Below are 23,116 nucleotides of genomic sequence, written 5' to 3' on the forward strand. Positions count from 1 at the left end.
AGAGGATGGTGAAGAATCCATATCACCCCAATATTATCAATAGCTTGAATGACACTCCCGCGAATGCCGCAGACCAGGCCGTGCGGGATCCCGCACGCGGGCGGCAGGCAGTGTGCGGAATTCCGCACACTATCTGAAGTCGTCGGGCCTGAGCCCGTAGCGGGCGAGCTTGTCGTAGAAGGTCTTGCGCGGCAGTTTCAGGGAAAGAGCCGCAGCGCTGGCGTGCCCTTCGTGGCGGCGCAGCGCGGCCGCCAGCAGCGAGCGTTCGACTTGCGCCATCTGTTCGGCGAGACCCAGATCCCCCTCGGCGTCGCCGGCTTCGGGCGCGTTCATGCCCAGCACGAAGCGCATCGCCTCGCTCATCAGGGCGCGGGCGTTGCCGGGCCAGTCGCGCGCCATCAGCCTAGCGACCACCTCCTCGGTGATCTCGGGGGCCGGCAGGCCCGCCTGTTCCGCCGCCTGCGCGACGTACTGCCGGAACATGACGGGGATATCCTCGGGCCGCTCGGACAGCGCGGGGATCCGCACGCGCATCACGTCGAGCCGGTAGAAGAGGTCCGGGCTGAACTCTCCCGCCTCGAGCTTCGGGGCGAGATCGGTGGAGGTGCCCGCGATCAGCCGCGTGCCGCCGCCCTGCTCCAGCCACTCGGTCACCGCGAACTGCGTGTCGCGCGGCATCGCCGCCACCTCGTCGAGGAAGAGCGCCCCGCCCTCCGCCTCGTGACAGGCGGCCTCGAAGCTCTCGCGCGTCAGACCGGCTGCGGGCCGCTTGACGAAGGGTCGGCGGGCGGCGGCGGACATCAGGTGCACGACCTCGGCCACCTTCGAGATCCCCGCCCCCGGCGCCCCGGTGATCAGCACCTCGGCCCGCGCGGCCCCGGCGCGGCGGACCTGCTCGCGCAGCCGCTCGGACATCTCGGAGGAACCGAAGATCAGCCGCGCCGCCGGGTCCCCGGTTTCAAGCTGCGCCTTCAGGCGCCGGTTCTCGAGCACCAGCGCCCGGGTCTTCAGCGCGCGTTCGATCACGGGCATCAGGTCGGCGCTCGCGCAGGGTTTCTCGAGGAAGCCGAAGGCGCCCTGCTTCATCGCCTCGACGGCCATCGGAATGTCGCCCTCGCCGGTCAGCAGGATCACCGGCAGTTCGGGATCGACCTCCTGGGTGTAGCTCAGCAGGTGGAAGCCGTCGCGCCCGGGCATGCGGATGTCGGACAGGATCACGCCCTCGAAACCGGGCGCGATGTGGTCCTTCGCCTCGATGAAGGAGCCCGCGCGCTGCGGGGTCAGGTCGGCGAGTTCCAGCGTCTGGCCGAGCGCCTCGCGCACGGCGGCGTCGTCGTCGACGAGGAGGACGCGGCGGATCATTTCTGGCCCTCCAGCTGCACCGGCCCGAGTCCGACAGAGGGCAGCGCCTGCCTGAGCGGGCGCGAAAGCGCCTGCCGGGGGGCAGGCAGGCGCTGCCCGGGCCATGGGCCCGGGCGGGCGCGGGTGGCGATGTTGGCGCGCCAATCCATGGAAGGGCAAATCGTGCTCACGCCGCTTGCTCCCCGCGCCATGGCTCCAGCTCGACCGAGAACTCCGCCCCGCCCTCGATGGCGTTGCGGCCCCGGATCGCGCCGCCGAAGCTCTGCACCATGCCGTAGGAGATCGACAGGCCGAGCCCCATCCCCTCGGAGGCGCCAACCTCCTTCGTGGAATAGAACGGATCGAAGATCTTCTCCGGCGCCTCGATGCCCGGCCCGGTGTCGCGCACGCGGATCACGGTGCCCGCCCCCTCCTCCACGCGGACCACGAGCCGTTTCTCCGTCTGTCCCGCCATCGCGTCCGCCGCGTTCGAGATGAGGTTCACCAGCACCTGCCCCAGCCGCACCTCGCCGCCCATGGCCCAGACCGCCTGAGCCGGCGGGGTCCAGTCGACCGCGATCCCGTCCTTGGCCAGCCGCGCCTCGGTCATCTCGAGCGCGCTCTCCACGACGGCCACCACGTCGATCCGGCGCACCGGCTCGTTCTCCTGCCGGGCGAAGGCGCGCAGGTTCCGGATGATCCGGCCCATGCGGCCGGCCAGCTCGGCGATCCGGCGCAGGTTGCCCTCGGCGGCCTCGGTCTTGCCGCGCTCGAGCAGGACCGCACCGTTCTCGGCAAACTGGGAAATCGCCATCAGCGGCTGGTTCAGCTCGTGCGAGATCCCGGCCGACATCTGCCCGAGCGCCGACATCTTCCCGGCCTGCACCAGATCGGCCTGCGCCTTCTTCAGCGCGGCTTCCGCCTCCTGCCGCTCCGCGACCTCGCGGCGCAGGGCGATGTTGGCCCCCGAAAGCTCGGCCGTCCGCGCCGCGACCCGGCTTTCCAGAGTCGCATTGGCCTGCGCCAGCACCTGCCGCCGCTCGACAAGCCAGAAGAGGATCGCCGCCACCGCGAGCCCCACGAGGGCCACGACCGCTGCCTGCAGCCCCGCCAGCCGCCGGGCGGGTGCGACGTCCACCAGCGCCTCGGCCCGCATCCCGATCTGGGGCAGATCCTGCACGAGGTGCAGCCCCGTCTTCGGCAGGTAGGGCCCCCAATCCGTCACCCAGAGCTCGTGCCCCTCCATCATCGCGCGGCGGAACCCGGGGGCCGGGCCCACGGCGGGGGCGAGGCCCACGTCCGCCCGCTGCCAGAGCAGGATCTCGGAGCGGTTCGAGATGAAGACCTCGCCCGCGTCGTCCACGAAGAAGACCGCCGGCCGGTCGCCGCGCCATTCGCGTTCCAGCGCCTCCACGTCCACCGCCACGATCAGCGCGCCCTGCACGCCGCCGTCCTCGCGGAAGCGGGGCGCGGCGATGTAGAAGGCGCGCGTGCCGAGCCCCGGATCGATCCCGTGCCCGAAGCCGAGCGCCCCCTCGCCCGCGCGGTGGAAGAAATCCGAGGCCAGAAGCTCGGCCACCGCCGCGGGTTGCGGTGAATGGGCCGCGGCCCGGACCTCGCCGCTCATGTCGACCGAGAGGATGTTGAGCACGCTGGTCCGGTCCGCCGCATGCAGCAGGACCGCGTCCGCCTCGCCCGTCCCGGGCGCGTCGAGGGCGGGATGCGTCGCCATCAGGACCGCGAGGTCGCGGTAGCGCTGGACCTGCCCGGTCAGCCGGTCCGAGGCCAGCGCAAGGTCGGCCTCGCCCCGTTGCGAGAGCCCGTCCAGCGCCTGCATGTAGCCATAGCGCAGCACGCCCGCCGCGATCGCCGCCACCGCGACGACCACCGCAAGCAGCCCGAGGCCGCGCCGGATGCCGGTTGCCTTCATCATCCCGGCAATCTACGTGCCGCCCCTTGCCTTGGGAAGGCCGTCGGCACAGAAGGCGGGCATGAGCACGCTTCGCCAATCCCCGACCGATCCCGCCTTCGTGCAGGACCCCTACCCGTTCTACGCCGCCGCCCGCGCCGAGGGGCCGCTGCATCATTGGGAGGAGTACGGCATGACCGCCGCCTTCTCGCATGCCGCCGTGGCGCATTGCCTGAAGGACCGCCGGATGGGCCGCGAGGCGCCGCCGGAATGCGCGCCCGTGATCCCCGAGCGGCTGCGCGCCTTCTACGAGGTCGAGGCCCATTCGATGCTGGAGCTCGAGGCGCCCCGGCACACCCGGCTGCGGCGGCTGGTGCTGCAGGCCTTCACCTCGCGCCGGATCGCCGGGCTCGGCCCCGAGATCGCGGCGCTCTGCGACACGCTCATCGACGATTTCCCCGAAGGGCCCTTCGACCTGATCCCGGCCTATGCCAACCGGATCCCGGTGATCGTGATCACCCGTCTGCTCGGCGTGCCCGAGAGCATGGCCGACGACCTGCTCGGATGGTCGAACGCCATGGTCGCGATGTACCAGGCCCGGCGGACCCCGGAGATCGAGGCGGCGGCCTGCCAGGCGGCCTCGGATTTCGCCGCGTTCCTGCGCGGCTATGTCGAGGAGCGCCGCACGCGCCCCGCCGACGACCTCATCACCCAGCTGATCGCGGCCGAGGAGGACGGCGAGCGGCTCTCGACCGACGAGCTGATCTCGACCTGCATCCTGCTGCTGAACGCGGGCCACGAGGCGACGGTGCACGCGACGGGCAACGGCGTGAAGACGCTGCTCGAGCACGGGATGGGAGCGGAGGTGCTGACGCCCGACCGGGTCGAGGCCACGGTGGAGGAGATCCTCCGCCACGACCCGCCGCTGCACATGTTCACCCGCTGGATCTACGAGGATCTCGACGTCATGGGCCGCCCCTTCCGGCGCGGCGACCGGATCGCGCTTCTGCTTGGCGCCGCGAACCGCGACCCGCAGGTCTGGGAGGATCCGGAGGTCTTCGATCCCTCCCGTCCGGTCAAGACGAACACGAGCTTCGGCGCCGGCGCGCATTTCTGCGTCGGTGCGCCGCTGGCGCGGCTGGAGATGCAGGTGGCGCTGCCGAAGCTCTTCGCACGCTGCCCCGGGCTGAGGCTGACCGAGATGCCGCGCTACGCGGATCTCTACCATTTCCACGGGCTGGAGCGGCTGGTGGTGGCACGGGGCTGAGGTGCTCGGTCCTCGGCCGCGGGTTCGGGCCTATTCGCCCTTTTCCCAGACATGCACGAGGTCCGGCCCCGATGTCCTGACGTCGCGCAACCGGAACCGCGGCGCCTCGGCCAGCCGTCCGATCCCGAGGGCGCCGATCGCGGGCCGCCCCTCGGCCCCCAGCACGACGCCGGCGGTCATGCCGACCAGTTCGTCGACGAGGTCGGCCTGCAGGAGCGAAGCCGCAAGCGCCCCGCCGCCTTCGCAGAAGACACGTGTCAGCCCGGCCGTTCCCAGCCCCTCGAGCACCGAGGCGGCGTCGAGGCTCCGCCCCACGAGGCGGCAGGCGATGAGCTTCGCGCCAAGATCCTCCCATGTCCGCAGCTTCTCGCGGTCGACGTCGGGTCCGTGGCAGAGCCAGACCGGCACCTGCCGCGCCGTCCGCGCCAGTCCCGACATCAGCGGCAGGTCGAGGTGGCGCGAGACCACCACCCGGACCGGCTGCCGCGCGACCCCCATGTCGCGCACGGTCAGCGCAGGGTCATCGGCCCGCGCCGTGCCCGCCCCCACCATCACGGCGTCGTGGCGCATCCGCATCGCATGCACCAGGCGCCGCGCGCCGGGACCGGTGATCCACTGGCTTTCGCCGCTCGCCGTCGCGATCCGGCCGTCAAAGCTCGAGGCAAGCTTGAGCGTCACGAAGGGCCGGCCGAGGTCGGTCCGGTGGAAGAACCCGGCGTGATCCCGGGCGGCCTCCTCCGCGCAGACGCCGGTGACCACCTCGATCCCCGCGGCGCGCAGCCTTGCGAACCCCTGCCCGGCCACCCGGGGGTCGGTGTCCTCCAGCGCCGCGACGACCCGGCCCACCCCGGCCTTGACCAGCGCGTCGGCACAGGGCGGGGTCTTGCCGTGATGGGCGCAGGGTTCCAGCGTCACGTAGGCGGTCGCGCCGCGCGCCGCCGCGCCGGCGCGGGCCAGCGCCTCCACCTCGGCATGCGGGCGCCCGCGGGGCTGGGTCCAGCCGCGGCCGACCACGCGGCCGTCACGCACAATGACGCAGCCCACGGCCGGGTTGGGCCAGACCTGGCCCATGCCCCGCCGCCCGAGCGACAGGGCCAGCTTCATGTATCGGATGTCGATGGCGGCCCCGGACATGCCGGGGCCTATTCCTCGCGCTCGGCCGCCTTGGCCGTCGGGCGCAACTCGCTGACGAACTTGTCGAAATCGTCCGCGGCCTGGAAGTTCTTGTAGACGGAGGCGAAGCGCACGTAGGCGACCGTGTCGATCCGGGCGAGGCTTTCCATGACGATCTCGCCGATGGTCTTCGAGGGAATGTCCGTCTCGCCCATGCTCTCGAGCCGGCGCACGATCCCGGAGATCATCTGGTCCATCCGCTCCGGCTCGATCGGGCGCTTCTGCAGGGCGATGCGGATCGAACGCTCGAGCTTGTCGCGGTCGAAATCCTCGCGCCGTCCGTTCGACTTGATGACCACGAGATCGCGCAGCTGCACCCGTTCATAGGTGGTGAACCGCCCGCCGCAGGCAGGGCAGAACCGCCGCCGCCGGATCGAGACATGGTCCTCCGCCGGCCGAGAATCCTTCACCTGCGTATCGACATTGCCGCAAAACGGACAGCGCATCGCCCTGTTCCCTTGTTTTCTTACCTGTCCGTGGGGTCGCGCCCCACTTGTCCACAGCCACTATAGGGGCTCCACATGGTTTTGGGTAGAGCAGAATTCACCCGACGAAATGTGCCGCGACACGTCGGGTGTGCGGGGCAAGCCGATGTTCGACAATGTAAATCCCCTGCCACGTGCCCAGCACGGGCCGCCCGTCCGACACGGGGATCGCCAGCGACACCGGCAGCAAAGCGGCCTTGATATGGGCGGGCATGTCGTCCGGCCCCTCGTAGGTGTGGGTGAGGTAGCGCATCGAGGGGTCGTCCGAAGGCGGAACGAGCCGATGCAGGAATTCCGTGAGGTCCGTCCGAACCTCGGGGTCCGCATTCTCCTGGATCAGGAGCGAGGCCGATGTGTGGCGCACGAAAAGCGTCAGCAGGCCGGTGCCCTGCCCCGAGAGCCAGTCACGCACCTCGCCGGTGAACTCGTAGAGCCCCGGACCTTCGGTGTTTATGGTGAATTCGGTCTGGGACATGCGGCTTCCGCGCCGAGACGCCTGTCGACGCCGGCCGGCAGCGACCCTGTCACTCGGTCCCGGTCAGCGAATAGCTCGCGGGGGCGGTCTGCGGGATCACCGCGCAGGTCGGCCCGTAGCCGACGGGCACGCCGGGCAGGAACGGCCCGAAGCCCGCCGACTCGGACGGCAGGTTGAAGGCCCAGGACATCAGCGGGGCGCATTCGTTGAGGCTGCCCGGGGCGACCTCGATCCGGATCGCATCGGTCGGGATGAGGGAGCCCAGCGTCATCTCGTCGCCTGCCTCCTCGGCCGCGAGGGGAAGGCCGACCAAGAGTACTGACGCGGCGAGAAGGCTCGTCGCGGCGAAACGGGCGGTTCCTGGGATGGTGCGTGGCATGGATGTCCCCCCTTGATGCGGAAGGCATAACGCACCTCACATCGATAGGTTCCATGACATGTTTACGAAAAGGCGATTTTTCGCCGTCACGGATCACTCGGCGGCGCAGCGGACCGACGGAGCTTCCGGCATGGAGACGGAAATGCCGGTCACGAGCTCCGGCTCCACCGGCATCTGCATGACCTGCACCAGCGTCGCGATGCAGCGGGACAGATCTTCCGCGGGCACGGTGATCGTGATGGTGCCGGACGGCATCGTCATGTCGGGACGCAGCAGATCGTCCATCGGCAGGGACGAATAGGCAGCCCAGGCCGCCGAGGCGGTCGCGGTCATCAGGGCAAGAACCAGCACAGCGGCGCGGCGCATTCCGAATCCTCCTTGAAATCGGAGAAGCAACGTCGAAGGTCCGGACGGAGTTTCGCCCGCGGCCTTCGTACACGATCAATTTACACCCGCGGCCGCGACGTCAGATAGTCGGGGAATCCATACCCCGGACGGGTGATGCAAAAACGCTTCGGATTGGGGGGCCGGGTGCCATCCGGCTCGCGCCGCCAGGGCGGCAGGCGGCGCAAAAGCGACACGCTCGGGCCCCACCCCTGTCGCGGAAAGACATCCCCCCGGAGCCTGAGAGGCCGCACCCCGGTCCCGCCTCCGGCAAGACCCGCGGGATGATGCGCTATCGCCTCTCCCGGAAACGAATCACCCGCAGCCGGGGCGCCGACTGCGGGTGTCTGTCGTGAGGGCCTGAGGACCGGCCCGAGCGGCGCGGAAGCGGCTTACTGGTCGAGGAACGACCGCAGCTTGCGCGACCGGCTCGGGTGCTTGAGCTTGCGCAGCGCCTTGGCCTCGATCTGGCGGATCCGCTCGCGGGTCACGCTGAACTGCTGGCCCACCTCTTCCAGCGTGTGGTCGGTGTTCATGCCGATGCCGAAGCGCATCCGCAGAACCCGCTCCTCGCGCGGGGTGAGCGAGGCCAGCACGCGGGTCGTCGTCTCCTTCAGGTTCTCCTGAATGGCCGAGTCGAGCGGCAGGATCGCGTTCTTGTCCTCGATGAAATCGCCGAGCTGGCTGTCTTCCTCGTCCCCGATCGGGGTTTCGAGCGAGATCGGCTCCTTGGCGATCTTCATCACCTTGCGGACCTTCTCGAGCGGCATCTGCAGCTTTTCGGCCAGCTCCTCCGGCGTCGGCTCGCGGCCGATCTCGTGGAGCATCTGGCGACCGGTGCGGACCAGCTTGTTGATCGTCTCGATCATGTGGACCGGGATACGGATCGTCCGCGCCTGGTCGGCGATCGAGCGGGTGATGGCCTGACGGATCCACCAGGTCGCATATGTCGAGAACTTGTAACCGCGACGGTATTCGAACTTGTCCACGGCCTTCATCAGGCCGATGTTGCCTTCCTGAATGAGATCAAGGAATTGCAGGCCGCGGTTTGTGTATTTCTTGGCGATGGAGATGACGAGGCGAAGGTTCGCTTCCACCATTTCCTTCTTGGCCTGCCGGGCCTCCTTCTCGCCCTTCTGGACCTGCTGGACGATGCGCCGGAACTCGGTGATGTCGAGGCCGACATACTGGCCGACCTGCGCCATGTCGGCACGCAGCTCCTCGACCTTGGAGGTCGAGCGTTCGATGAACATCTGCCAGCCGCGGCCCGGCTTCTCGCCCATCCGGTCGAGCCAGTTGGGGTCAAGCTCGTGGCCGCGGTATTCGTCGACGAATTCCCGGCGGTTGATCCGGGCCTGGTCGGCCAGCTTCACCATCGCGCTGTCGATCGACATGATCCGGCGGTTGATGCCGTAGAGCTGGTCGATCAGCGCCTCGATACGGTTGTTGTGCAGGTGAAGTTCGTTCACCAACTTCACGATTTCAGAGCGAAGTTTCTGGTAGCGCGCCTCTTCCTTCTCGGAGAAGGACCCGTCCTCGTTCAGCGTGGCGCTGATCCGGCTGTCCTGCAGCTCGGAGAGCAGAACGTAATCGTTGGCGATCCGGTCGAGCGTCTCCAGAACCCGGGGCTTCAGCGCGGCTTCCATCGCGGCGAGCGACATGTTCGCCTGCTCGTCCTCGTCCTCGTCGTCATCGCGGTTGATCGGATTGCCGTCGGCGTCGAGTTCGGGCTCGTTCGATTCCCGCTTGGGCGCGGTCGAGACATTGGCCGCGACGACCGGCTCTTCCTCGTCTCCCATCGTGTTGCCGAACGTCGTCTCAAGATCAATGACGTCGCGCAACAGGATGTCTTCGCTCAGAAGTTCGTCCCGCCAGATGGTGATCGCCTGGAAGGTCAGCGGGCTTTCGCAGAGCCCGGCGATCATCGTGTTCCGGCCGGCCTCGATCCGCTTGGCGATGGCGATCTCGCCCTCGCGGCTGAGCAGTTCGACCGAGCCCATCTCGCGCAGGTACATCCGGACCGGATCGTCCGTGCGGTCGAGCTTCTCGTTCCCGCCCGAGGAGACGGCCACGTCGCGGTTCGAGTTCGTCTCGACCACGGCGGTGGATTTGCCTTCCTCTTCCTCGGCTTCCTCGTCCTCGATGATGTTGATGCCCATCTCGGAGAGCATCGACATCACGTCCTCGATCTGCTCCGAGGACACCTGGTCCGGGGGAAGGACCTGGTTCAGCTGGTCGTAGGTGATGAACCCCTTCTCCCGCGCTTCCGAGATCATCTTCTTCACCCGGGTCTGGCTCATGTCGAGCGAGACCTCGGCTTCGGATTCGTCGGTCTGCGGGGTGTCGTCGGTGTCCTTGGCGGCCATGCGAGAAGCTCCTGCTCAGGTGCCGGATAGTGCCGGGGCGCGAATCAATTCGGTTGACCCGAATCAATAGCGCGATTCTTTGGCTGGCACACCCGTTTACCCTGTTATCTTTTGGTCTTTCCTAACCATGCGCGGCCTATTTGCGCGATTTGGAAAAACGAATCGCCTCGAGAAGGCTGTCGAGGGCCTCTCTCTCGGCACGGTTGATTCGGGCGCCGTTCTCGCCCGTGTCGTATTCGGCCTTGTCCTCCCCGAATCCCTGCCCCACCGAATGGCGCGCGCGGGTCGCCTGGGACAGGCGCCATGTCACGGCCTCGTCCGCCTGCCCGAGCATCTCGTCCTCGGCCTCGGCGATCTCGGCGGCGAGCCCCCGGGACGATTGCAGCTTGGCCAGCTCCTCGGCCAGGCAGAGTCGCGCGGCCTCGGCATCTCCGGGACGTCTTACCGGGGGGGTGAGCGCCACATGGGGGTCGGAGAGCAGGCTTTCAAGCGCCGCCTCCCCGACGATACGGGAAATTTCGCTTCGAATTGTCTCGGCCCCGTCGTGGCCATAGGCGAGCAGCGTGTGCAGGATGGTCCCGTGCAGCGTGTCGCGGCATTCGAGCCGTTCGAGCTGGCTTTCGAATTCGCCGAAAACCTCGGGGGTCGAGATCAGCGCGGCCAGGATCACGGCCTCGCGCAGGTGGTCCTCGGCCCCCGCCCCGGCCTTCACGAGACGCGAGTTGCGCGTGGTCGGCATCGAGGGCGCGATGAAGGTCGCGCCCTTGCGGCCCGGCTGCCACTCGCGCCGCTGGCCCTGCCCCTGGGCCTTTGGCTTGCGCCGGAAGAGCTGCCATTTCAGGTCCTTCAGCGCATCGTCGTAATGCCGCCTGAGCCCCGGATCGCGGATCAGCCCGGTGCGGTCGGCCAGCGCCTTGTCGAGCGCCGCGCGCCGTTCGGGGCTGTCGAAGCTCTTGCCTTCCGTCTCCTGCCGCCAGAGCAGGTCGACCATGGGCATCGCGCCGTCGAGCACCTTCTGCATCGCCTGCGCGCCCTCCGCGCGGATCAGGTCGTCCGGGTCCTTGCCCTCGGGCATCAGCGCGAAGCGCAGGGAACGCCCGGCCTCGAGCAGCGGCATGGCGAGGTCGATCACCCGGTAGGCGGCCCGCAGCCCCGCCGCGTCACCGTCGAGGCAGACCACCGGCTCGGGCGCCACGCGCCAGAGCATCTGGAGCTGGTCGGGCGTCACCGCCGTCCCCAGAGGCGCCACGGCCCCGCCGAATCCCGCCTCGCTGAGCGCGATCACGTCCATGTAGCCCTCGGCCAGGATCAGCGGGGCGCCCTTGCCGGCGGCCTCGCGCGCGGGGCCGAGGTTGTAGACCGAGCGGCTCTTGTCGAAGAGCGGCGTCTCGGGGGAATTGTAGTATTTCGCCTTGGCATTGGGGTCCATCGCCCGGCCGCCGAAGGCGATGCAGCGGCCGCGGGCGTCCCGGATCGGGAACATGATCCGGCCGCGGAACCGGTCATAGGGCGTGCCGCCGCCATCGGGCACGGCACAGATCCCGGCCTCGATGATGAGCTTCGGCTCGATCCCCTGCCCGGTCAGCGCCTGGAAGGCCCCCTGGCGGACATCCGGTGCGAAGCCGATCTCGAACCGGTCGAGCGCCTTGCGGTCGAGCCCGCGACGTTCGAGATACTCCCGCGCCCCCGCCGCCGCCCCGGTGCCGAGCTGCATCCGGTAATGGCGCAGCGCCGCCTCCATCACTTCGACGAGCTGCTTGCCGCGGTCCACCCGTTCCTGCGCCCGGGGATCGCGCGCGGGGATCTGCATGCCGGCGTCGCGGGCGAGGATCTCGACCGCCTCCATGAACTCGACATTCTCGGTCTCGCGCACGAAGGAGAAGATGTCCCCCTTCGCGTGACAGCCGAAGCAGTAATAGAAGCCCTTCTTGTCATCCACGTGGAATGACGCGCTTTTTTCCTGGTGGAAGGGGCAAGGCGCCCACCAGTCGCCCTTGGCCTGGTTGGACTTGCGCATGTCCCACATGACCTTCCGCCCGGCCACCTGGGCCAGCGAGGTGCGGGTACGCAGTTCATCCAGGAATCCGGGGGGCAGTGCCATTGCGCGGTTATACCGGGATTCGCCCCGGCGGGACCAGATGGATTGCCAGCACGTTAAGGCGCGACGTCGGGGCGCGGCCTCCGGCGGACGGGGCGGCGCGGCATCGGCGTGGGTCTGCCCCGGGCCGTCTGGAAATCCGCGCGCTCTTGCGTGATGCTCGCAGAACCGCGCGCAGACCCCGCGCGGAAACCCCGGACAGCGCGGACACCACGCATGATCGACGAGACCGACAAGAAACTTCTCTCCGCCCTCCAGCAGGACGCGCATCTCACGGCGCAGGAGCTGGGCGAGCGGCTGAACCTCTCGCCCTCGCAGGCCGGCCGCCGGCGGCAGCGACTTGAGGCCGAGGGCTATATCCAGAACTACCGCGCGCGGCTCGATCCCGAACGCCTCGGTCTCGCCATCCAGGCCTTCGTGCAGGTCCAGCTCCGCACCCACGGGCCCGAGCATTCCAGGGCCTTCGCAAGGCTCGTGACCACCCGGCCCGAGATCGTCTCGGCCTGGACGCTGACCGGAGAGGCCGATTACCTGCTCCGTGTCTATTGCGCCGACCTCCGGGCGCTGCACACCCTGATCCACGACGTGCTTCTGGCCCATGACGTGGTGACACGGGTGCAGAGCCAGATCGTGATGGACCAGTGCAAGCAGGACGCGCCTCTGCCGCTCTGAGCATGGACACGCTCCGCCCCACCGACCAAGATGGCCGAAAACGGAGGGTCTGAGATGAAAATCGGCGTGATGGGCGCGGGCGCGCTCGGAGGGTTCTTCGGCGGCAGGCTGGCGGCGGACGGGCACGAGGTCTGGATGATCGCCCGCGGCGCGCATCTGGCGGCGATGAAGGCGCAGGGGCTGCGCATCCTCAGCCCGAAGGGCGACGCGGTCCTGCCAAATGTCCTGGCCACCGACGATCCGGCAGAGGTCGGCCCCTGCGACGTCATCCTGTTCATGGTCAAGAACGGCGACGTCGAAACCGCGGCCGCAGCCATCAGGCCGATGATCGGCCCCGACACGCTGATCGTCACCTGCCAGAACGGCATTTCCGCCTGGGAACGGCTTGGCGCCATCGTCGGGCCCGGGCATGTCGTCCCCGGTGTCGCCCGCACGCCCGGCGAGATCGCGGAGCCCGGCGTGATCCGCCACACCGCCATGCTCGACCGGCTGATCTTCGGCGAGGTCGACGGCAACCCCTCCGACCGCTGCCGGCGCCTTGCCGAGGCGATGGCGGCCTCCGGCACCACGCCCATCGTCTCGGACAACATCATGCACGAGCTGTGGTCCAAGTTCGTGGGTCAGAGCGCGCTGGCCTCGATGACCACGCTCACCCGCATGGACATCGGCCCGCTGCGCGAGAACCCGGTCTCGGCCAGGCTCTTCTACGACGCCACCGCCGAGGCCTACCACGTCGGCCGCGCCGCCGTGCCGGACCTGCCCGAGAGCGTGATCGCCGAAAACTGGGACTTCGTCGAGAAGCTGCCCTACGACATGCACGCCTCGATGCTCGACGACCTCAACCGGGGCAAGCCGCTCGAGCACGAATACCTCAGCGGCGATGTCGTCCGCCTGGGCGAAAAATTCGGCGTGCCGACGCCCATCCACTCGGTCCTCTATGCCGCGCTCAAGCCGATGGCGGACCGGCTGGCGGCCGGATCGGCGTGACGCAGCCAAGGCGTTGACCACGGGGCGCGACAGCCCCTCGCCCCGGGCCATTCCCGCTGGTAAGGGCGGGGGGGCGTGTTAGGCTCGAAGCGACTTCCAGAGCGGACGATTCATGGACGGATTCCTCTTCCAGGCGACGATCTATCTCATGGCGGCGGTGGTGGCCGTGCCGATCGCGGCCCGGCTCGGGCTGGGATCGGTGCTGGGCTACCTGCTGGCGGGGATCGTGATCGGCCCGGTGCTGGGACTCGTCGGGAACGAGACCGAGGATCTCCAGCATTTCGCCGAATTCGGCGTGGTGATGATGCTCTTCATCATCGGACTCGAGCTCGAGCCCCGCGCGCTCTGGGACATGCGGCACAGGCTGATCGGGCTGGGCGGGCTCCAGCTCCTGCTGACCACGCTCGCCGTCGCCGCGGTCGCGACGATCTGGATCCCGTGGCAGACGGCGATCGCGGTCGGGCTGGTCTTCGCGCTCTCCTCCACCGCCATCGTGCTCCAGACGCTCTCCGAGAAGGGGCTGATGCAGACCCAGGGCGGCCGCTCCGCCTTCTCGGTCCTGCTGACGCAGGACATCGCGGTGATCCCGATCCTCGCGCTGCTGCCGCTGCTCGCGGTCGGTGCGGCGGCGGTGATCCACCCCGACGGCTCCATCGGCACGGTGGCCGAGGAGCACCACGCGACCATGTCGATCGTCGAGGGCCTGCCCGGCTGGGGCGTGACCCTCGTGACCCTCGGCGCGGTCGGGGTCGTCATCCTCGCCGGCGTCTACCTGACCGGCCCGCTCTTCCGCTTCATCCACGGCGCGCGCCTGCGCGAGATGTACACCGCCGTCTCGCTCCTCATCGTCGTGGGGATCGCCTTCCTGATGATGCTCGTCGGCCTGTCGCCCGCGCTCGGCGCCTTCCTCGCAGGGGTCGTGCTCGCCAACTCCGAATTCCGCCACGAGCTCGAGACCGACCTCGAACCGTTCAAGGGCCTGCTGCTCGGGCTCTTCTTCATCACCGTCGGCGCGGGCATCAACTTCACCATCCTGTTCCGCGATCCCGGGCTGATCATCGGCATGGCGGTGGCGGTGATGCTGGCGAAGGCCGTGGTGCTCTACGGGCTGGGGCGCATGTTCAAGCTGCGCGGCCACAACCTCGCGCTCTTCACCCTGTCGCTGGCCCAGGCCGGCGAATTCGGCTTCGTGCTCGTCTCCTTCTCGCGCAAGACCGGGGTGCTCGACGCGACGCTCAGCCAGACGGTCCTGCTCGCGATCGCCGTCACCATGCTGCTCACGCCCCTGGGCTTCATCCTCTACGACCTGATCTCGCGCAGGCTGACCGACGCGGGCTATGACCGCGACCCCGACGAGATCGAGGAAAACGGCCCGGTCATCATCGCGGGCATCGGCCGCTTCGGGCAGATCGTGAACCGGCTGGTGGTCTCCTCCGGCTTCAAGACCGTGGTGCTGGACCACGACCCCGCGACGATCGAGGTGATGCGCCGCTTCGGGATGAAGGGCTATTTCGGCGACCCCTCGCGCCCCGACATCCTGCGCGCCGCCGGGATCGCCAGGGCCCGCGTGCTGGTCGCGGCGATGGACGACCACGACGCCACGACGCGGCTGGTGGAATATGCCCGCAAGCTGCGCCCGGACCTGCATATCGTCGCCCGCGCCCGCGACCGGACCCATGTCTACCAGCTCTACCGCGCCGGCGCCGACGACATCGTGCGCGAGATGTTCGACAGCTCGCTCCGGGCCGGGCGCTACGTGCTGGAAAACGTGGGCCTCACCGAATACGAGGCCGCCGAGGCGCAGGACACCTTCTACCACCACGACCGCCACACGATGCGCGAACTGGCCGAGCTCTGGGACCCCGACCTCCCGGCCCACAAGAACGAGGAATACATCGCCCGCTCCCGCGAGCTCGAGAAGGATCTCGAGGCCGCGCTCCTCGCCCAGCTCGCCGCCCACGACAGGGACGTCGCCTGATCCCCTTGCCATCGGGCCCTTGTTCGCGCTATGTTCGCAAGGCTTTTCATGGACAGGCAGGCGGGGCTCAAGCTATATGTTGGATATGACTGGCTCCCCTTCGCAAGACCTGCGCAAATTCCTCGACGGTGCCCGCTTCGGCACCGTGATGGCGGACCCGCCGTGGCGCTTCACCAACCGCACCGGCAAGGTCGCGCCCGAGCACAAGCGCCTCTCGCGCTATCCCACCATGACGCTCGAGGAGATCTGCGCGCTGCCGGTCGCCGACCACCTCGAGGACCGGGCGCATTGCTACATGTGGGTGCCGAACGCGCTCCTGCCCGAGGGTCTGCAGGTGCTGAACGCCTGGGGATTCGACTACAAGTCGAACATCGTCTGGCACAAGATCCGCAAGGACGGCGGCTCGGACGGGCGCGGCGTGGGCTTCTACTTCCGCAACGTGACAGAGCTCCTGCTCTTCGGCACCCGCGGCAGGAACGCCCGCACGCTCGACGCCGGCCGGCGCCAGGTCAACATGCTCCAGACCCGAAAGCGGGAACATTCCCGCAAGCCCGACGAACAATACGAGCTGATCGAGAGCTGCTCCTGGGGCCCCTACCTCGAACTCTTCGGCCGCGGCATCCGCGAAGGCTGGACCGTCTGGGGCAACCAGGCCGACGCCGATTACAAGCCCGGCTGGAAGACCTACAGCTACAATTCCTCCGTCGCCGCCGAATAGGGCCCCCGCTTCCTCTTGCCCCAAATATCCCGGGGGAGTCGGGCCAACGGCCCGACGGGGGCAGCGCCCCCCCTCCCGGAAAATGGATAATGCAGGCCGCGCCAGCGGCCTTCCGCCGGATCGGACCCCGCTCAGAGCAACCGCGCCTCCGCCTCGCCCTCCGGCGCCAGGTCCGAGAGGATCCCGAGCGGCATTCCGATCAGCACCAGCGGACAGGGGTTTCCCACCCCGCGCCGCACGCGATCCTCCAGCTTGGCCCAATGCGTCGTCGAGGGGCCGAACTTGTCCTGCACGAAGAAACCGGCGAAGGCCTCGTGGAAGGGCACCCCGCGCGCGACCTGGGCGGCCACCTTGGCCTTCTGCCGCGCCGTCCGGTCCCCGATGCCGAGCCGCTCGAGATCGCCCTCCGACGACAGGTCATGCGCCCGGAGCCAATCGGTGATCCGCTCCCGGAACCCCTCCTGCATCGAGGCGCCGCGGGTCACGATCACCCCCAGCGAGATCGCCGATTGCGCATGCAGCCGCTGGAAGTTCTCGAGGTCCCGGTCGAAGAACGGATCCTTGTTGTTCCATTCGATCTCCAGCGCCAGCACCCCGGCCCCGCCGCGTTTCACGTGGTCGATCTCGTGGCTGATCGCCTCCCGCACCACGCCGTCGACGATGGTCTGGACCGCGAAATTGTGTTTCCGCCAGCCGGACCGGTCGAGCGCGCGCCGCAGACGCTGGGTCTGGCCGCTCTCTCCGCCCCCGCCGCCCACGAGCTCGGGCATCGAGATGCGGAACCCGGCGAGAATCGCCTCGAGCTCGGCCAGCTCACCGGGGAAGTCCTGGGTCAGGATGGCCTCGGCATGGTTGGTCGCGGCAAGATCGAAGCCGAGGTCGGTCAGGGTGTCGAACATGTCTCTCTCCGGCGGCGCCCCCCTTCGGGGTCCCGCCTGAGCGTCCTAGGCAAGCCCGCCGTCGAGATCCAGCCGCATCGTCGCCATCCCGTCGCGGCGCGACAGCTCCTCGTAGCCGGCCGAGAGATAGGCATTGAGCGCGGGGGCGTTGTCGAGCTCGCATTTCAGCGTGATCGTCAGCGCGCCCAGGTCCCGGGCCGCCGTCTCGACGAAGTCCGCCATGACCGCGCCCGCGCCGCCGCGCGCCTCCTCGGCGACGAAGACGTAGGTCAGGTGCCGGATCTCGGGCCCGGCCCCGACGCGGAGCGCGAAGAAGCCCACCTCGTTGCCCGCGGCATCGAGGATGTAGAAGCTCTCGTCATGCAGATCGCCCAGCCATTTCTCGTTCCATTCCAGCGGATCGAACGGAAACCCGGCGTTCGGATTCACGAGGGTCAGCTCGCCCTCGTCGGTCAGCAGGCGGGAGAGCGGCTCCAGGTCGCGCTCCCGGTTGCGGCGGATGGTGAGGGACATGTCCCCTCCTCGGCTCGGTTGCGTGCGGGCGCGCGTCTCGCACGGGCCGAGGGGGGAGTGCAACCCCCGGGGCGGGTTCAGCCCGCGCGCGTCGCCCGCGCGGCATAGCAGCCGCGGCGCGCATTGTGCATATGGACATAGGCCACCTCCGCCCGCTCGAACCAGGTCTCGAGCAGCGCGGACAGCCCCTCCCCCTCCAGCACCTCGGCGTCGATCATCATGTCATCTGCATCGAAGGCCCGGACCGACAGCAGCCGCGACGTCAGCGAGAACGGCACCTCGCCCGGCGCGGGATGGGCCTGTTCGGCGTGTTCCCGGACGAAGATCGCATGGGACCCGCGATAGGGCGAAAGCGCGGGCTGGTATTCGTGGTGCAGCAGGATCAGCCGGTCGCCCACTTCCGCCTCGGCGAGGCTCACCCGGCAAGGGTAGCCGGGATGGGCCTCGGCCACGACGCGGCGGGCGCCGCGGGCGGCGAGGTCTTCGTCGGTGAGATCGTAGTAGGGACGGAAGGGGGTGTCGTCGAGGGCGTGGATCTGGAAGGTCATCGCGGTGTCTCCGTGGGTGTCCCACGAGAGCTACGCCCCGCCCTGCCGGGCGGCGACCCGGAACCTGCGGGATCAGCCGGACCAGCGTTTGCAGGTGCCCTCGGCGATCAGGATCTCGCCGATGTCATGGCCGTCGGGAAGCGCGCAGGTGCCGATCTCGCGGTCCATCGACCCTCGCCCGGCGAGCCGGCAGAGGAGCGGGCCGTGCTGCACAAGTTCGACCATCCGCCACGTCGCCTCGCGCCCCGCATCGGTGTCGCGCTCGGCGCAGTCGAGGTTGCCGATCCGGATCGGAATGCCCCGCACCTCGATCGTGTCGCCGTCGCGCACATGCGAGGCCGGCCCCTGCACGAGATGCTGTGCGGGCGCGGCGGCGTGATGCAGCAGCGCGGCGGGCAGCGGCAGCTTGAGACCCGAGCCGAAGGCGATGCCGAACCCGATCAGCGCCATCGCCAGCAGCACCCCGCGCGCCCGCGCCGCGATGCGCCGCCGCCGGAGGGCCCTGTGCCTGATGAGATCCGCGTAAAGCATGGCCCGAGGATAGGACCAAGCGCGGCGGAAATGCGGCAAAACAGGTGCAGACCCTGGGTCAATGCGTTGAAATCAGGGGAAGAAGTGTCCTGCGAGACACACTTTTTACGCGAGCGGGGTGGCGGCCACCGGCCCCACCCCGCGAGCGTCACTCCTGCGGGATCACGCGCAGGGACAATTCCATGAGCTGATCCGAGGTCGGTTCCGACGGCGCACCCATCATCAGGTCCTCGGCCCGCTGGTTCATCGGGAAGAGCATGACGTCGCGCAGGTTGTCCTCGTCCGCCAGCAGCATGACGATCCGGTCCACCCCGGCCGCGCAGCCGCCGTGCGGGGGCGCGCCGTACTGGAAGGCATTGACCATGCCGCCGAAGCGCTTGGTCACTTCTTCCTTCGGGTAGCCCGCGATCTCGAAGGCCTTGAACATGATCTCGGGCTTGTGGTTCCGGATCGCGCCCGAGACAATCTCGTAGCCGTTGCAGGCGAGGTCGTACTGGAAGCCCTTCACCTTCAGCGGATCGCCCTCCAGCGCCTCCATCCCGCCCTGCGGCATGGAGAAGGGGTTGTGTTCGAAGTCGATCTTGCCGGTCTCGTCGTCCTTCTCGTAGATCGGGAAATCGACGATCCAGGCAAAGGCGAAGCGGTCCTTGTCGGTCAGGCCGAGCTCTTCGCCGATGACGTTGCGGGCGCGGCCCGCGACGGCCTCGAAGGACTTGGGCTTGCCGCCCAGGAAGAAGGCCGCGTCGCCGACGCCGAGGCCGAGCTGCTGGCGGATGGCTTCCGTCCGCTCGGGGCCGATGTTCTTGGCCAGCGGGCCCGCGGCCTCCATCTGGCCGTCGGTCTCACGCCAGAAGATATAGCCCATCCCGGGCAGCCCCTGCTGCTGCGCGAAGCTGTTCATCCGGTCGCAGAACTTGCGGCTCCCGCCCGTGGGCGCCGGGATCGCGCGGATCTCGGTCCCCTCCTGCTCCAGCAGCTTGGCGAAGATCGCGAAGCCCGAGCCCGCGAAATGCTCGGACACCACCTGCATCTCGATCGGGTTGCGCAGGTCCGGCTTGTCAGAGCCGTATTTCAGCGCCGCGTCGGCATAGGAGATCTGCGGCCACTCGGCCGGCGCGTCGACCTTCCTGCCGCCGCCGAACTCCTCGAACACCCCGCCCAGCACCGGCGCGATCGTGTCGAAGACGTCCTGCTGGGTGACGAAGCTCATCTCGAGGTCGAGCTGGTAGAAGTCGGTGGGCGAGCGGTCGGCGCGCGGGTCCTCGTCGCGGAAGCAGGGCGCGATCTGGAAATACTTGTCGAAGCCCGAGACCATCAGCAGCTGCTTGAACTGCTGCGGCGCCTGCGGCAGCGCGTAGAACTTGCCGGGATGCAGCCGCGACGGCACGAGGAAGTCGCGCGCGCCCTCGGGCGAGGAGGCGGTGATGATCGGCGTCTGGAACTCGCGGAAGCCCTTGTCCCACATGCGTTTGCGCATCGAGGCCACGACGTCCGAGCGGAGCACCATGTTGCGCTGCATCACCTCGCGGCGGAGGTCGAGGTAGCGATAGCGCAGCCGCGTCTCCTCGGGGTATTCCTGGTCGCCGAAGACCATCAGCGGCAGCTCTTTCGCCGAGCCGAGGACCTCCATGTCGCGGATGTAGACCTCGATCTCGCCGGTCGGGAGCTTCGCGTTCACGAGGCTCTCGTCGCGCGCCTTCACGATGCCGTCGATCCGGATGCACCATTCCGAGCGCAGCTTCTCGACCTCGGCAAACACCGGGCTGTCGCTGTCGCAGAGCACCTGCGTCATCCCGTAATGGTCGCGCAGGTCGATGAAGAGCACCCCGCCGTGATCTCGGACCCGATGCACCCAGCCGGAGAGACGGACGGTCTCGCCCACGTTGGATTTGTTCAGGTCGGCGCAGGTATGGCTGCGGTAGGCGTGCATGGCGCTCCCTCGAAGGGTCAGTGTTCAGGTGAGCGCCGATACACCTTGCATGAGGCCCAAAGTCAAGGCGGCAAGGGCCTTTCCCCGCGGGCCCGCCGCGGGAATTGCGCCACACCCGTGCACGGACCGTCCCCCGGGGTTGACCATTTTGCACAGAGGTTCTGTATTTTCTTTCAGGTTCAGCAGGTTGTAGCCTGAAGCCATTCCGACCCCCTGGTGGTGACATTATGTGGGAAAGACTATTACTCGATTTTCTGAAGCAGGTTGTTCATGCGGGGCGGCTGACCGTCGTGATGCCCGACGGACGCGCCCATGACTTCGGCAGCGGCACCGGGGCGCCTTGGGTCACCGTGCGGCTTCTGGACGAGGACCTGCCGCGCAAGGTGGTCCTGAACCCCGACCTCGCGGTGAGCGAGGCCTACATGGACGAACGCCTCACCATCGACGGCGACGATCTGCACGCCTTCTTCGAGATGATCCTGGTGAACCTCTCGCAACGGCGCAGTGCGTGGTGGCAGGCGCCGCTGGCCCTGTCGCGGCGGGCAATGCGCCGGCTTGCGCAGCACAACCCGATCGGGCGCGCGCAGCAGAACGTGGCGCATCACTACGATCTGTCGGGCGCGCTCTACGATCTCTTCCTCGACGAGGACCGGCAGTATTCCTGCGCCTACTTCCCGCGCCCCGGCATGACGCTGGACGAGGCGCAGGCGGCGAAGAAGGCGCATATCGCGAAGAAGCTGCTCCTGAAACCGGGGATGAGGGTGCTCGACATCGGCTGCGGCTGGGGCGGCATGGCGCTGACGCTGGCCAGGGAGCACGGCGCCAGGGTCGTGGGCGTGACGCTCTCGAAGGAGCAGCACGCGGTCGCGGTGAAACGGGCGGAGGCCGCCGGGCTGTCCGACCGGGTGGACTTCCGGCTGACCGATTACCGCACCCTGTCCGAGAGCTTCGACCGCATCGTCTCGGTCGGGATGTTCGAGCATGTCGGCGCGCCGCATTTCCTCGAATATTTCCGGACCGTCGAACGGTTGCTGGATCCGGACGGGGTCGCGCTGATCCATACCATCGGGCGCGAGACACCGCCCGGCGTCACCAGCCCCTTCATCCGCAAGTACATCTTCCCGGGCGGCTACGTCCCCGCCCTGTCCGAGATCGCCACGGCGGTCGAGAAGACGCGGCTCTGGACCACCGACATCGAGGTCTGGCGCCTGCATTATGCCACCACCCTGCGCCATTGGTACGACCGCTTCATGGCCCGGCAGGACGAGGCCCGCGCGCTCTACGACGACCGCTTCTGCCGGATGTGGCGATATTACCTCCTGGCCAGCGAGATGACGTTCCGGCACGATTTCCAGGTCGTCTACCAGATACAGATCGCACGCCGGCAGGACGCCGTCCCGCTGTCACGCGACTACATGTATTGAAGCTCTCCCGCGGCGTGCACGAGATATCGGCATGGTTGACAGGATCAACCAAAAAGCGATCCGCGACGTGAAACCCACACGGCCAGGCTGTCGTGTCTATGCGCACAGACAGTGCAGACCCGGGTGGGGGCGTCGAAGGGAGAGGACTCCAATGACACGCATGCACGTTATGACGATTTCGATGATGATGGCGGCCGCCTTCGCGACGACCGCCAGGGGGCAGGTCGGGCTTGGCGCCGACGTTTCGATCGGGGGCGGTTCCGTGGCCGGGCTCGGCGTGGACGCATCGATCGGGGGCGGCTCGGTGGCCGATGTCGGCGTCGACGCCTCGGTCGGCAGTGGCGGCTCGGTCGCGGATGCCGGTGTGGACGCGAGCGTGGGCGACGGCTCGGTCGCGGACGCCAGCGTGGACGCGTCGGTCGGCAATGGCTCCGTCGCGGACGCCAGCGTGGACGCGTCGGTCGGCAATGGCTCGGTCGCAGACGCCAGCGTGGGCGCCACGGTCGGCGGCGGCGGCTCGGTCGCGGATGTCGGCGTGGGCGCCACGGTCGGCGGCGGCTCGGTCGCGGATGTCGGCGTGGGTGCCACCGTGGGAGGCGGTTCCGTCGCGGATGTCAACGTCGGCGGCACGATCGGCGGCGGCACGGGCTCCGGCACCACCGGGACCACGGGCGGATCGACCGGCAGCGGCGGCAGCAGCGCCGGCGGCGGCACGCAGACGGCGGGCGGCGGTCAGACGAACGGCGGCTCCGGCCCCTCGCTGGTCGGCCGTGACCTCATCAGCCGTGACGGTGTCGTGCTGGGCGTGGTCAACCGCGTCGCCCGCGACATGATCTGCACCCCGGATCGCTGCCTGAAGTTCCGCACGCGCCCGGTGCTGACGGCCGAGGGCATCGTGGTGAACGTCTCGAGCCGGCGCTTCCTTCAGTAACGCGCCTTCCCGGGCCGCCCCCGCGCGGCCCGGGGCCTGCCTTCCCCTGGCGGCAGCGGTCACATGGGCTTGATCGACCCCTTGCACACCGGACCCCGGTGCGTATAA

Annotated in this window: 21 protein-coding genes; 7 read left to right on the forward strand and 14 right to left on the reverse strand. The window is 68.6% G+C overall.

The window, feature by feature from the left end; translation table 11 throughout:
* Nucleotides 1-129 precede the first annotated feature (129 nt).
* Nucleotides 130-1,362 (reverse strand): sigma-54-dependent transcriptional regulator, encoded by a 1,233-nt coding sequence (locus tag Q344_RS0108970; protein WP_028286395.1) that lies wholly within the window; start codon nucleotides 1,360-1,362, stop codon nucleotides 130-132.
* A gap of 166 nt (nucleotides 1,363-1,528) precedes the next feature.
* Nucleotides 1,529-3,274 carry a sensor histidine kinase gene (locus Q344_RS0108975; RefSeq protein ID WP_229669153.1) on the reverse strand — a complete coding sequence of 582 codons (1,746 nt, stop codon included), beginning with the start codon at nucleotides 3,272-3,274 and terminating at the stop codon, nucleotides 1,529-1,531.
* A gap of 58 nt (nucleotides 3,275-3,332) precedes the next feature.
* Here Q344_RS0108975 and Q344_RS0108980 point away from each other — a divergent pair, with 58 nt between their 5' ends.
* Nucleotides 3,333-4,517 carry a cytochrome P450 gene (locus Q344_RS0108980; RefSeq protein WP_028286397.1) on the forward strand — a complete coding sequence of 395 codons (1,185 nt, stop codon included), beginning with the start codon at nucleotides 3,333-3,335 and terminating at the stop codon, nucleotides 4,515-4,517.
* A 30-nt stretch (nucleotides 4,518-4,547) separates the two neighbouring features.
* On the opposite strand, the gene ribD is transcribed toward Q344_RS0108980, so the two are convergent.
* The 7 genes from ribD to dnaG form a co-directional block, all read right to left on the reverse strand.
* On the reverse strand, nucleotides 4,548-5,621 hold the full coding sequence (gene ribD, locus Q344_RS0108985; RefSeq protein WP_028286398.1) for a bifunctional diaminohydroxyphosphoribosylaminopyrimidine deaminase/5-amino-6-(5-phosphoribosylamino)uracil reductase RibD: 1,074 nt from the start codon (nucleotides 5,619-5,621) through the stop codon (nucleotides 4,548-4,550).
* A 38-nt stretch (nucleotides 5,622-5,659) separates the two neighbouring features.
* Nucleotides 5,660-6,136 carry a transcriptional regulator NrdR gene (nrdR, locus tag Q344_RS0108990; protein ID WP_028286399.1) on the reverse strand — a complete coding sequence of 159 codons (477 nt, stop codon included), beginning with the start codon at nucleotides 6,134-6,136 and terminating at the stop codon, nucleotides 5,660-5,662.
* 97 nt (nucleotides 6,137-6,233) lie between these two features.
* Nucleotides 6,234-6,650 (reverse strand): secondary thiamine-phosphate synthase enzyme YjbQ, encoded by a 417-nt coding sequence (locus Q344_RS0108995; RefSeq protein ID WP_028286400.1) that lies wholly within the window; start codon nucleotides 6,648-6,650, stop codon nucleotides 6,234-6,236.
* A gap of 49 nt (nucleotides 6,651-6,699) precedes the next feature.
* Entirely contained in the window at nucleotides 6,700-7,029 is a 330-nt protein-coding gene (locus Q344_RS0109000; RefSeq protein WP_156954654.1) for a hypothetical protein, read from the reverse strand.
* 93 nt (nucleotides 7,030-7,122) lie between these two features.
* A complete protein-coding gene (locus Q344_RS0109005; protein WP_028286402.1) occupies nucleotides 7,123-7,395 on the reverse strand; it encodes a hypothetical protein in 273 nt (90 codons plus the stop codon).
* 410 nt (nucleotides 7,396-7,805) lie between these two features.
* On the reverse strand, nucleotides 7,806-9,779 hold the full coding sequence (gene rpoD / locus Q344_RS0109010; protein ID WP_028286403.1) for an RNA polymerase sigma factor RpoD: 1,974 nt from the start codon (nucleotides 9,777-9,779) through the stop codon (nucleotides 7,806-7,808).
* A 136-nt stretch (nucleotides 9,780-9,915) separates the two neighbouring features.
* Complete coding sequence (gene dnaG / locus Q344_RS0109015; protein ID WP_028286404.1) at nucleotides 9,916-11,880, reverse strand: DNA primase; 1,965 nt, start codon at nucleotides 11,878-11,880, stop codon at nucleotides 9,916-9,918.
* A 213-nt stretch (nucleotides 11,881-12,093) separates the two neighbouring features.
* Here dnaG and Q344_RS0109020 point away from each other — a divergent pair, with 213 nt between their 5' ends.
* From Q344_RS0109020 to Q344_RS0109035, 4 genes are all read left to right on the forward strand, one after another.
* On the forward strand, nucleotides 12,094-12,549 hold the full coding sequence (locus Q344_RS0109020) for an Lrp/AsnC family transcriptional regulator (protein WP_028286405.1): 456 nt from the start codon (nucleotides 12,094-12,096) through the stop codon (nucleotides 12,547-12,549).
* 54 nt (nucleotides 12,550-12,603) lie between these two features.
* Nucleotides 12,604-13,536, forward strand: a complete 933-nt coding sequence (locus Q344_RS0109025) for a ketopantoate reductase family protein (protein ID WP_028286406.1) — start codon at nucleotides 12,604-12,606, stop codon at nucleotides 13,534-13,536.
* Nucleotides 13,537-13,648: 112 nt separating this feature from the next.
* The gene (locus Q344_RS0109030; protein ID WP_028286407.1) at nucleotides 13,649-15,514 is read left to right on the forward strand and encodes a cation:proton antiporter domain-containing protein; all 1,866 of its coding nucleotides are present in this window, start codon (nucleotides 13,649-13,651) and stop codon (nucleotides 15,512-15,514) included.
* Between the two features lie 85 nt (nucleotides 15,515-15,599).
* The gene (locus Q344_RS0109035) at nucleotides 15,600-16,232 is read left to right on the forward strand and encodes an MT-A70 family methyltransferase (protein ID WP_028286408.1); all 633 of its coding nucleotides are present in this window, start codon (nucleotides 15,600-15,602) and stop codon (nucleotides 16,230-16,232) included.
* Nucleotides 16,233-16,363: 131 nt separating this feature from the next.
* Here the strand turns inward: Q344_RS0109035 and Q344_RS0109040 are convergent, their stop codons facing one another.
* The 5 genes from Q344_RS0109040 to aspS form a co-directional block, all read right to left on the reverse strand.
* Nucleotides 16,364-17,131, reverse strand: coding sequence for a BglII/BstYI family type II restriction endonuclease (locus Q344_RS0109040; RefSeq protein WP_028286409.1), 768 nt, complete (start codon nucleotides 17,129-17,131; stop codon nucleotides 16,364-16,366).
* A gap of 45 nt (nucleotides 17,132-17,176) precedes the next feature.
* Nucleotides 17,177-17,644: a GNAT family N-acetyltransferase gene (locus tag Q344_RS0109045; protein WP_028286410.1), complete on the reverse strand. Its 468-nt coding sequence runs from the start codon at nucleotides 17,642-17,644 to the stop codon at nucleotides 17,177-17,179.
* Between the two features lie 77 nt (nucleotides 17,645-17,721).
* Nucleotides 17,722-18,192: a DUF1203 domain-containing protein gene (locus Q344_RS0109050; protein ID WP_028286411.1), complete on the reverse strand. Its 471-nt coding sequence runs from the start codon at nucleotides 18,190-18,192 to the stop codon at nucleotides 17,722-17,724.
* Nucleotides 18,193-18,264: 72 nt separating this feature from the next.
* Nucleotides 18,265-18,723, reverse strand: coding sequence for a thermonuclease family protein (locus Q344_RS25090; protein WP_051630429.1), 459 nt, complete (start codon nucleotides 18,721-18,723; stop codon nucleotides 18,265-18,267).
* Nucleotides 18,724-18,871: 148 nt separating this feature from the next.
* A complete protein-coding gene (aspS, locus tag Q344_RS0109060; protein WP_028286412.1) occupies nucleotides 18,872-20,653 on the reverse strand; it encodes an aspartate--tRNA ligase in 1,782 nt (593 codons plus the stop codon).
* A gap of 227 nt (nucleotides 20,654-20,880) precedes the next feature.
* Between aspS and Q344_RS0109065 the strand changes: the two genes are divergently transcribed.
* The gene (locus Q344_RS0109065; RefSeq protein ID WP_028286413.1) at nucleotides 20,881-22,077 is read left to right on the forward strand and encodes an SAM-dependent methyltransferase; all 1,197 of its coding nucleotides are present in this window, start codon (nucleotides 20,881-20,883) and stop codon (nucleotides 22,075-22,077) included.
* Between the two features lie 151 nt (nucleotides 22,078-22,228).
* Entirely contained in the window at nucleotides 22,229-23,008 is a 780-nt protein-coding gene (locus Q344_RS23545; RefSeq protein WP_156954655.1) for a hypothetical protein, read from the forward strand.
* Nucleotides 23,009-23,116 lie beyond the last annotated feature (108 nt).

Origin of the sequence: Pseudooceanicola nanhaiensis DSM 18065, from assembly GCF_000688295.1 — a bacterium.
Lineage (GTDB): Bacteria > Pseudomonadota > Alphaproteobacteria > Rhodobacterales > Rhodobacteraceae > Pseudooceanicola > Pseudooceanicola nanhaiensis.